Origin of the sequence: Mesorhizobium sp., from assembly GCF_024509055.1 — a bacterium.
Classification (GTDB): domain Bacteria; phylum Pseudomonadota; class Alphaproteobacteria; order Rhizobiales; family Rhizobiaceae; genus Mesorhizobium.
The window spans coordinates 1-9,827 of record NZ_JANINM010000523.1 but is presented as its reverse complement, the minus strand read 5'-3'; the positions used below and the strand labels follow the sequence as shown (position 1 = coordinate 9,827).

The window sequence follows — 9,827 nt, the reverse complement described above, 5'->3', positions numbered from 1 at the left end:
ACCGCCGGCTCGGTCGAGGAAAGCGCCAAGAGCCAGGGACCGATCGCGGCCGTGGTGCCGCTGATGCTGTTCATCATGGCGACCATCCTGATGGTGCAGTTGCAGAGCTTCCAACGCCTGTTCCTGGTGGTGGCGGTGGCTCCGCTCGGGCTGATCGGCGTGGTGGCGGCGCTCGTGCCCAGCGGCGCGCCGCTCGGCTTCGTCGCCATCCTCGGCGTGCTGGCGCTGATCGGCATCCTGATCCGCAACTCGGTCATCCTGATCGTGCAGATCGAGGACCTCGTCAAGGAAGGCAAGGACCGCTGGGCTGCGGTCATCGAAGCGACCGAGCATCGCATGCGACCGATCGCGCTGACGGCGGCCGCCGCCAGCCTGGCGCTGATCCCGATCGCCCGCGAAGTGTTCTGGGGCCCGATGGCCTACGCAATGATGGGCGGCATCATCGCCGGCACGGCGATCACGCTGCTGTTCCTGCCGGCGCTTTATGTGACGTGGTTCAGGATCAAGGAGACGAAGCGGAGTGAAGCAACCGCAGTCGCTGCCGAAGCCTAAGGCCTGCGCGCAAGGGAGAACTACGCCCTTACAAACCCCTCGCTAGCCCTGAGCAGATTGCGCGTATAATCCTCGCTCACGCGATGCCCTATCAACTGGCTTGCGGTCAGCGTCTCAACCGCCTCGCCGTTCTGCATCACCATCAGTCGCTCGCACATATGGGTGATGATGGCGAGGTCGTGGCTGACCATCAGGAAGGTCAGCTTGCGTCGCCGCCTCACCTCCTCGAGCAGATTAAGCACCTCGGCCTGCACCGAGGCATCGAGCGCGGAGGTGGGCTCGTCGAGCAGCAGGATCGATGGTTCCAGGATGAGGGCGCGCGCGATGGCGATGCGCTGGCGCTGGCCGCCGGAGAGCTGGTGCGCGTAGCGGAAGCGGAAGCCGTTGCCGAGGCCGACCTCGTCCAGCGCGCGCTCGATGCGCTTTTCGCCGTCCTGTATCCCGTGGATGGCTAACGGCTCCTGCAGCAGCCGGTCGACCGTCTGGCGCGGATGGAGCGAGCCATAGGGGTCCTGGAAGACCATCTGTACGTCGCGGTAAAAAGCCTTGTCGCGGGCTTTGCCAAGCTTCTTGCCGTTGACGGTGATGCTTCCGCCAGCAACCGGCGCCAGGCCGGTGATCGCCCTCAGCAGAGTCGACTTGCCGGAGCCGCTCTCGCCGACCAGCCCGTAGGACTCGCCCTCCTCGACCTCGAGGTCGACCCCCTTCAGCGCACGAAAGCGGTCGAAGACCACCTCCAGCCCCTGGATGGCGATCGCGGCCGTCATGCCGCCCACTCCGGTCTGCGGTCGAGCACCGGCAGCGGATGGCGCTCGAAGCCGATCCTCGGCATGCAGTTGAGAAGGCCGCGCGTATAGGGATGCTGGGCGTCGCGCAGCTCGGATGCTTTCAACTGCTCGACCACCTTGCCGGCATACATGACGACGACGCGATCGCAGAAGGACGAGACCAGGCGCAAATCATGCGAGATGAAGATCAGCCCCATGCCGCGCTCGGCCACCAGCCGGTCGAGGATGTTCAGCACGTCGAGCTGCACGGTGACGTCGAGCGCCGAGGTCGGCTCGTCGGCGATCATCAGTTCCGGCCCGGCGATCAGCATCATGGCGATCATGGCGCGCTGGCCCATGCCGCCGGAGACCTCATGCGGGTGCAGATCGAAGACGCGGGCCGGGTCGCGGATCTGCACCGCCCGAAGCATGTCCAGCGCCCGCTCGCGCGCCTCCGACTTGGAGACCTTCTCATGCGTGCGCAGGGTTTCGACGATCTGGCGGCCGATGGTCATCACAGGATCGAGCGAATATTTCGGATCCTGCAGGATCATGGCGACGCGGTTGCCCCGCAGCGCCCGGCGCTGGCGAGGCGATATCGAGAGCAGATCGATGCCGTCGAAGCTTAGCTTCTTCGCTGATACCTGAGCTTGCGGCGGGGTCAGGCCCATGATCGCGCGGCCGGTCTGCGACTTGCCGGAACCGCTTTCGCCGACGATGCCCAGCCGCTCACGGCCGAGCGAGAAGGAGACGCCACGCACGGCCTGGACGACACCGGTGCGCGTCGGGAAGTTGACGCGCAGATCGTCGACCTCGAGAAGCGTGCCTTGTTGCTGCCTGTTCGCGCCGTCGATCACTGGTCGCCGCTCCTTGGATCCAGCGCATCGCGCAAGCCGTCGCCAAGCAAGTTGAAGCCGAGGCTGACGATGAGGATGGCCACGCCCGGTGCGGCGGCCACCCACCATTGGTCAAGGATGAAACGGCGGCCGGACGCGATCATCGCGCCCCATTCGGGCAGCGGCGGCTGCGCGCCAAGGCCGAGGAAACCGAGGCCCGCGGCGGTGAGAATGATGCCCGCCATGTCGAGCGTCACCCGGATGATCAGCGAGGAGATGCAGAGTGGCATGATGTGGCGCAGCACGACGCGGAAGGGCGAAGCGCCCATCAGCTGCACCGCCTTGATGAAATCGGAGTTGCGCACCGTCAGCGTCTCGGCCCGCGCGATGCGCGCATAGGGAGGCCAGGAGGTGATGGCGATCGCGATCACCGCGTTCTGGATGCCGGGTCCGAGCGCAGCCACGAAGGCAAGAGCAAGGACCAGTTTCGGGAAGGCGAGGAAGATGTCGGTGATGCGCATCAGGACCGCGTCGATCCAGCCGCCGGCATATCCGGCGACAGTGCCGACAAGCAGGCCGATGGGAGCGGCGATGACGGCTACGAGGACCACCACATAAAGCGTCCAGCGCGATCCGTAGACGATGCGGGAGTAGATGTCGCGGCCAAGGTCATCGGTGCCGAACCAATGCGCGGCGCTTGGCGGCAGCAGGCGAGCGTTCTTGAGATCGCCGATGGTCGGCGAGTAAGGCGCCAGCACGTCGGCAAGGGCCGCCACCAGCAGAAGCCCGATGATGATCAGCAGGCCGACGAAAGCCAGCCGGTTGGCGGAGAAGCGCCGCCACGCGACATAGGCGCGGCCGAGCCGCGCCTGCACGCGCGAGGCCGGCCGTTCGCTGAGCAGCCACTCGCGGCGGGTTTGGATCGTTTGCGCGCTCATGCGGCCTTCGTCCTCGGATCGAGCAGCCGGTAGAGCAGGTCGGACAGAAGATTGATGCCGATGAACACCGAGCCGATGACGATGGTGCCGCCAAGCACCGCGTTCATGTCGGCATTCTGCAGCGAGTCGGTGATGTAGAGGCCGATGCCCGGCCAGGAGAACACGGTCTCGGTCAGCACCGAGCCTTCGAGCAGGCCGGCATAGGAAAGCGCGATCACCGTGACCATCGGCACCGCAGCGTTGCGCAGCGCATGGGCCCAGATGATGCGCGTTTCCGACAGTCCCTTGGCGCGGGCGGCGACGATGTATTCCTGCGCCATCTCGTTCAGCATGAAGGAGCGCGTCATGCGGCTGATATAGGCGAGCGAGAAATAGCCGAGCAGCGACGCCGGTAGGATGATGTGCCGGTAGGCATCGTAGAAGACGTCCCACTGGCCCTGCATCGCTGAGTCCAGCAGGTAGAAGCCGGTGATCGGCGTGAAGGTGTATTCGTAGACGACGTCGAGCCGCGCCGGGAAAGCGACCCATTGCAGCTTGGCGTAGAACAGGACAAGGCCAAGGAGGCCTAGCCAGAAGATCGGCACGGAATAGCCTATCAGGCCGATGATGCGCACGATCTGGTCGATGAAGCTGCCGCGACGAACCGCCGCCAGCACGCCCAGCGGAACACCTATCACCGCACCGATCAGGGTGCCAAGCGTTGCCAGCTCGATGGTTGCCGGGAAGACACGGCGGATGTCGGACATCACCGGATTGGTGGTCAGCACCGAGGTGCCGAAATCGCCGTTCAACGCGCTTTTGACGTAGATGTAGAACTGCTCGATCAGCGGCAGGTCGAGGCCCATCTCGCGGCGCGTGCGCTCGACGACATTCATGGGTGCCCGGTCGCCGAGGACGGCCAAAACCGGGTCGATGGGAATGACACGGCCAATGAAGAAGGTCACCGCGAGCAGACCGAGATAGGTCGTGACCGCGATGACCAGGAAACGGCCAAGCGAGGATGCGATGGCAAGGGCGCGGGAGCCGCGCCCCGCCGCCATATCGTTTCCAGCCACGCTCATGCGGCGCGCTCGCCAGCCATCAGTCCTTCGAGATCGCGCTGACGAAATTGGTGTCGAAGCTCGGCCCGAGCTTGAAGCCCTTGAGGTTTTTGCGCAGGCCGGCGACTTCGAGCTGCTGGTGGATGATCACGAAGGGGCTGGTATCGAGGATCTTCTTCTCGAGATCCTTGTACATGTCGGCGCGCTTGCCCGCGTCCTTCTCGAGCAAAGCCGCTTCCGTCTGCTTGGTCAGGTCCGGGATATCCCAGGCGTTGCGCCAGGCAAGCGTCTTGGTCTTGCCCGCGTCCGAATTGTCCGGATTGCTGGCAAAGGTCTGGGCGTTCGAATTCGGATCGAAATAATCCTGGCCCCAGTTGCCGATGTAGATGTCATGGTTGCGGGCGCGGTATTTGGTCAGCGTCTGCTTGCCGTCGCCGGGAATGATTTCCAGCTTGATGCCCGCCTGTCCGAGTGTCTGCTGGATCGATTCCGCCATGCCGGTGGTGGGCTGGCCGCTGCGCACGTCCATGGTCACCTTGAAGCCATCCGGCAGGCCGGCCTTGGCCAGCAGTTCCTTGGCCTTGGCGACGTCGAGCTTGAACGGATTTTCGTCGAGGGCACCCAAGTCGCCCTTGGGCAGGAAGGTCTGGTGGATCTCACCGATGCCCTTGAGGATGGTCGAGCCCATCGCGTCGTAGTCGACGAGATATTTGAAGGCCTGTCGAACCTCCGGCTTGGCGAGGTTCGGGTTCTTCTGGTTGAGGCTGATATAGTAGATCGTGCCCTTCGGCGCGCTCGTCGTCGTGAGCTTGTCGTTCTTGGCGATGGCGTCCAGGTCGTTCGGCTCAAGGTTGCGGGCGACATCGATGTCGCCAGCTTCCAGCGCCAGGCGCTGGGCCGAACTTTCCTTCATGTTGCGGTAGATGACGCGAGCGAGCTTGGCCTTCTCGCCGTGATAATTGTCGTTGCGTTCCATGACGACGGCTTCGTTGGCCCGCCATTCGCGCAGCTTGTAGGGGCCCGAGCCGGCATAGCCGGTCTTCAGCCAGGCATTGCCGAAGTCATTGTCGTATTTGTAGTCGGCCGTGGGCGCTACCGTGGCGACATGTTGCTTGACCAGCTTGCTGTCGACGACTGACCCGACCGTCGCCGACAGGCAGTTCAGCACGAAGCTCGGCGCATAGGCCTTGTCGACAGTGAATTGGAACGTGGTGTCGTCAACCGCCTTGGCCTTCTCGGCGACATTGTCGCCATTGAGGCCGAACTGCTCGATGATGAAGGCCGGGCTCTTGTCCAGCTTGACCACGCGTTCGAACGAATAGGCAACATCGGCCGCGGTGATCGGATTGCCCGAGGCGAACTTCAGGCCGGGCTTCAGCTTGAAGGTATAGACCAGCCCGTCATCGGAAATCTTCCAGCTTTCGGCAAGGTCGCCCTTGACCTTGGACGTATCGGCGAGATCGAGGCGAACAAGGAGATCATAGGTGTTGCCCGTGACCTCGGCGGTCGAAAACTCGAAGGCCTCGCCTGGATCCATCGAGATGATGTCATCGATCGCGAACCCTTCGACTAGCGTGTCTGCAGGCGTGACCGCGAAGGCGGGCGACGCGAGCAGAGCAGACATCGCCACACCCGCAAGCAAGCTACGGAGAGCAAACTTTTCCAGCATCATGGTGATCGTTCCCTGTTTTGTTGACCTGAGTTCCCGGCTCAGGGGCATTATTCTTCTCAAAGCCGAGAGCGGCTTGGACCACTTACCGTCGTGGTTTTTGTCCATTTGGTCAACACCCTATTCAGCAACCCACCTGAGGATCCGCGGGAGCAGTTGCTGGACAAGAACGAGCAGCGATGTGTCGAGCCCTGTGCCGGCCAACTGGTGCCGTCAACGTGAAAAAATCTATTAGTGCCAGAGAGCTTGGAGCTACCGCTATTTCAACTGCGCGATCAGATCTGCATCGGGAAAACAGGTGGCGGGCTTGCCGTTCTTTGCCTGCCAGACGCCGATCGAGCGCCGGGTCTTGAAACCGGGCAAACCGTCGGCGCTGCCGACGTCGTAGCCCTTGGCCTCCAGCGACCGCTGCAGCGCGGCGATGTCGGACCGGTGCAGATCGCCCACGGGACCCCAGCTGGCGCTGAACGTTGCGTCGCCCCTGGCGATGCGATCGGCGGCATGGCCGATGAAAAGCCCGTAGAGGTCGCTGTTGTTGTACTCTTTGATCACATAGAAATTTGGGGTGACGACAAAAGCCGGGCCGCTGCGTCCGGCCGGCATCAACAGGAAGCTCTCGGCCTTCAATTCGCTCGCCGGAAACGCCTTGCCGTCGACGCGCCTGATGCCCATCGCAACCCAGTCGGAAGTCTTCTTGCCCTGGTCGGGCCCTTCGAGCGAGCAGGAGACATTTGCCGGCACCGTCACCTCGACACCCCAGCCGCGCCCCTTCACCCAGCCAAAATGGACGAGGTAGTTGGCGATCGAGGCGAGCACGTCCGGGGTAGAATTCCAGATGTCGGGACGGCCGCTGCCCTCGAAGTCGACGGCATGCTTGAGGAAGGATGTCGGCATGAATTGCGGTTGACCAAGTGCGCCGGCCCAGGACGATTTCATGGCGTTGACGGGAGCCAGCCCGCGTTCGACGATCTCGAGCGCCGCCAGCACCTCGGGGCGGAAGAAGTCCTTCTTCGTCGACATGAACGCATCCGTGCCCAGCACCTCGAAGGCGTCGTAAGGCATCTTGGCGGCGCCGAAGCCGGTCTCGCGACCCCAGATCGCCAGCACGATCTCGCCCGGCACGCCGTAGCGCTTCTCGATCAGCCCCAGCACCTTGGAGTTGGCGCTTTCGCGCGTCCGTCCGCCGGAAGAGACTGCGCGGATGATCTTTTCCGCGAAATAGGCCCCGGGCGGGCCGAACTCGGCTTGGTGCTGCTTCTGAGGCGTCGTCGGCTTCTCGCCTGGCATGACGAGGTCCGGCAGCTTCAGATTCGGCCTCACACCGATGAAAGCGGCGTCGAAGGTTTTCCTGGAGATGCCCTTGGCCTTGGCTTCGGGCCAGAGATCGTTCTGCAACCAGGCCTGGAACTGGTCGTCGATAGGGGCGGCGCGCGAGGGAGTTACAAAAGAAAGAACCAACGCGGCTAACAGAGCAATGGCGAATACGCCAAGGCAGCGTTCCGTCACACCCCCCTCTGCCCTTCCGGGTGTCAGCGCCGGCGCTCTTTCTGCGATCTTAGCTATTAGCGAAGGCGAGCGAGGCAGCTGATCTCCCCCCTTGAGGGGGAGATGTCCGGCAGGACAGAGGGGGGTGCCTGGCACAGGCTTCGAAGAGCTTCTTACTGCCATAGCGCGCACGCTTCCCACCTATCCCCTCAAAACGCCGTCCTAGACCGCAGCGCCGCGGCCAGCGTGCCTTCGTCGAGATAGTCGAGCTCGCCGCCGACCGGAACGCCATGCGCAAGCCGCGTCACCTTGACGTCGAAGCCTGACAGCTGGTCGGTCAGGTAGTGCGCGGTGGTCTGGCCTTCGACGGTGGCGTTGACGGCGAGGATGACTTCCTTCACCTCGCCGCCGGCGACGCGATCGACCAGCGAGCGGATGTTGAGCTGGTCTGGGCCGATGCCGTCGAGCGGCGACAGCGTGCCGCCGAGCACGTGGTAGCGCACATTCATGGCTGCGGCGCGCTCCAGCGCCCAGAGGTCGGAGACATCCTCGACGACGATCAGCGTACCGGCATCGCGGCGCGGATCGGTGCAGATCATGCATGGATCGGAAGTGTCGACATTGCCGCAGGTCGAGCAGATGCGTACCTTGTCGACCGCCTCGCCCATGGCGGCGGCGAGCGGCTGCAGCAGCTGCTCTTTCTTCTTGATGAGATGGAGCGCGGCCCGCCTTGCCGAACGCGGCCCGAGCCCCGGCACCTTGGCCAGGAGCTGGATCAGGCGTTCGATTTCAGGACCGGCGATTCGTTTCGACATCGCTCTGATCTAGAGCAATTCCAGGAAAAGTGCGAAGCGGTTTTCCGTCCGGAATTGCGTCAGAACAGAGGCTGGCGGCTCGCGGTCTCATGACTCGGTGAGCCGATCCAGCATATTTTAGAGCGCTTTGGAACATCCAGCATCCGCGCAAGATCCGCTATGGTGCCATAACGGATCAAAGGCGGGGTGGGCTCAGTCGGCTGCGAGCGGCCTGGTCTGGCTGGCGATCAGCGCGCCGATGGCGTCAGTATTGTCAGGTGTCGACTGGAAGCCCATCGCGGCCTCTTGAGGGGCACCCTGCACCGACGTGATGTAGCGGGCCTTCACAACGCCTCCAAAACGGGAGGCGTCCGGTTCCGCCATTGGCTCCTGCATGGCCACCAAGGTCGGCTTCGCCGTTACCCGTCCGGCCTTCTGCGACGGCTCCACGGAGGCGGTCACGTAGGTCTGTTCGGGAGGAACGATGGCGATCTTGCCCGGGCGGGCGGGCGCCGCAGCCACTGCCGTCATGACTGCCTGCTTTGCCGGAGCGGGACGGACGATCGTCTTGACCACCGGCTCAGCCGAAGCCACGAGCACCGGCGCGGCAGGCGCGGCCTGCCGCGGTTGCGGCTCGGCCGAAGCGACGGCGACCATCGGCTCGTCAGGCAGCGGCTGCCAGTTGCGGCCGCGCTTCTCGTAGAAGGCGTTGCCGCCGGCGACCATGGTGTAATGCATGTTGTTGTAGGGGAAACGCAGGCCGGCGGTGTGGAAGTACATCGTGTTCTTGAGCTTGGCCTTACGCTCGCCCTTGAGCACGGCTTGCGCGGCTTCCTCGACGTCGGGCAGCGCCCTCGAGTTCATCGGCCGCGTCAGCACGCCGGGAGCAAACTGGCCCTTTTCGCCGACGACCTCGCAGATGGTGCTGCCATGCTGGCCCGAGCGCAGCCGGTTCATCACCACCGTGCCGACGGCGACCATACCGTCGCGGCTCGACCGGTTCGATTCGAAGAACATCGCCCTTTCCAGGCACTCCTTGTCCTTCATGGAGTATTTGTAGGAACGCGAGCTGAGAAAGCTCGGCGTGACGGCCTCGGTAAGGCTTGCCACCGACATGCCGTGTGAAGTGGTCTGGCTGCAGCCGGCCAGAAACAAGGGGGAAGTGACGATGCCGGCAAGCAGCAGCGGCGTCTTCCATCGCTTCGCGATCAACAAAAAAGCCTCATGTCCTGATGCCAGCCCGCCCCGAGATGTGGCAAGAATGAGACTCTTTCGGGCAAAAAAATGGCTAGAAGGTTAGCAAACTCTGGACTTGGGTAAAACTTTATGAATGTCCGGAAATGAGCCCGTGAAGACGCCGGCAAAATAGTTAATATTGCGGCTCGCGCTCAATTTCCGTTCACAATCAATTAACTGGCGGAAGCCGCCTCAGAATGGCAATTTCATTCCAGGTGGAATCGGAAGGCCCGCCGTCAGGGCCTTCGTCTTCTCCTGCATGATCTGCTCGACCTTATTTTTGGCGTCATTGTGGGCGGCCAGAATGAGGTCCTCGAGGATTTCGGCCTCGTCCGCCTTGATGAGCGACGGATCGATCTTCAGCGCCTTCATCTCGAACTTTCCGGTGAGCGTGATGCTGACCAGCCCGCCACCGGCCTGGCCGGTGGCTTCAAGCGTGGCGATCTCGTCCTGCATGGCCTGGAACTTGGCCTGCATTTCCTTCGCCTTGCCCATCAGGCCGAGAAGATC

The 9,827-nt window shown here is 63.3% G+C and carries 10 protein-coding genes; 1 reads left to right on the top strand and 9 read right to left on the bottom strand.

Annotated elements, in window-relative coordinates; genetic code table 11:
* On the top strand, positions 1–552 hold a 552-nt coding region (locus tag Q0L57_RS31120; protein ID WP_296746925.1), incomplete at its 5' end, for an efflux RND transporter permease subunit.
* Positions 553–572: 20 nt separating this feature from the next.
* Here the strand turns inward: Q0L57_RS31120 and Q0L57_RS31115 are convergent.
* The 9 genes from Q0L57_RS31115 to Q0L57_RS31075 form a co-directional block, all read right to left on the bottom strand.
* Positions 573–1,319, bottom strand: a complete 747-nt coding sequence (locus Q0L57_RS31115) for an ABC transporter ATP-binding protein (RefSeq protein ID WP_296746924.1) — start codon at positions 1,317–1,319, stop codon at positions 573–575.
* Positions 1,316–2,173 (bottom strand): ABC transporter ATP-binding protein, encoded by an 858-nt coding sequence (locus tag Q0L57_RS31110; RefSeq protein WP_296746926.1) that lies wholly within the window; start codon positions 2,171–2,173, stop codon positions 1,316–1,318. The genes Q0L57_RS31115 and Q0L57_RS31110 overlap by 4 nt, the downstream gene beginning before the upstream one ends.
* On the bottom strand, positions 2,173–3,093 hold the full coding sequence (gene nikC / locus Q0L57_RS31105; protein WP_296746923.1) for a nickel transporter permease: 921 nt from the start codon (positions 3,091–3,093) through the stop codon (positions 2,173–2,175). The genes Q0L57_RS31110 and nikC overlap by 1 nt, the downstream gene beginning before the upstream one ends.
* Positions 3,090–4,154, bottom strand: a complete 1,065-nt coding sequence (locus tag Q0L57_RS31100; protein ID WP_296746922.1) for an ABC transporter permease — start codon at positions 4,152–4,154, stop codon at positions 3,090–3,092. Before Q0L57_RS31100 ends, nikC begins: the two co-directional genes overlap by 4 nt.
* Before the next feature lie 19 nt (positions 4,155–4,173).
* Positions 4,174–5,805, bottom strand: coding sequence for an ABC transporter substrate-binding protein (locus tag Q0L57_RS31095; RefSeq protein ID WP_296746921.1), 1,632 nt, complete (start codon positions 5,803–5,805; stop codon positions 4,174–4,176).
* A 255-nt stretch (positions 5,806–6,060) separates the two neighbouring features.
* Positions 6,061–7,308: a lytic murein transglycosylase gene (locus Q0L57_RS31090; protein ID WP_296746920.1), complete on the bottom strand. Its 1,248-nt coding sequence runs from the start codon at positions 7,306–7,308 to the stop codon at positions 6,061–6,063.
* Positions 7,309–7,496: 188 nt separating this feature from the next.
* Positions 7,497–8,102: a recombination mediator RecR gene (gene recR / locus Q0L57_RS31085; protein ID WP_126090384.1), complete on the bottom strand. Its 606-nt coding sequence runs from the start codon at positions 8,100–8,102 to the stop codon at positions 7,497–7,499.
* 192 nt (positions 8,103–8,294) lie between these two features.
* On the bottom strand, positions 8,295–9,293 hold the full coding sequence (locus tag Q0L57_RS31080) for a cell wall hydrolase (RefSeq protein WP_296746919.1): 999 nt from the start codon (positions 9,291–9,293) through the stop codon (positions 8,295–8,297).
* Between the two features lie 216 nt (positions 9,294–9,509).
* Positions 9,510–9,827, bottom strand: a 318-nt coding sequence (locus tag Q0L57_RS31075) for a YbaB/EbfC family nucleoid-associated protein (protein WP_296746918.1), incomplete at its 5' end; no start/stop codon positions are given.

What these genes read in the sequence shown, in the direction of transcription:
- Q0L57_RS31100 (WP_296746922.1), bottom strand. Translation starts at nt 4,154, where the DNA reads ATGAGCGTGGCTGGAAACGATATGGCGGCGGGGCGCGGCTCCCGCGCC.
- recR (WP_126090384.1), bottom strand. Translation starts at nt 8,102, where the DNA reads ATGTCGAAACGAATCGCCGGTCCTGAAATCGAACGCCTGATCCAGCTC.
- nikC (WP_296746923.1), bottom strand. Translation starts at nt 3,093, where the DNA reads ATGAGCGCGCAAACGATCCAAACCCGCCGCGAGTGGCTGCTCAGCGAA.
- Q0L57_RS31095 (WP_296746921.1), bottom strand. Translation starts at nt 5,805, where the DNA reads ATGATGCTGGAAAAGTTTGCTCTCCGTAGCTTGCTTGCGGGTGTGGCG.
- Q0L57_RS31115 (WP_296746924.1), bottom strand. Translation starts at nt 1,319, where the DNA reads ATGACGGCCGCGATCGCCATCCAGGGGCTGGAGGTGGTCTTCGACCGC.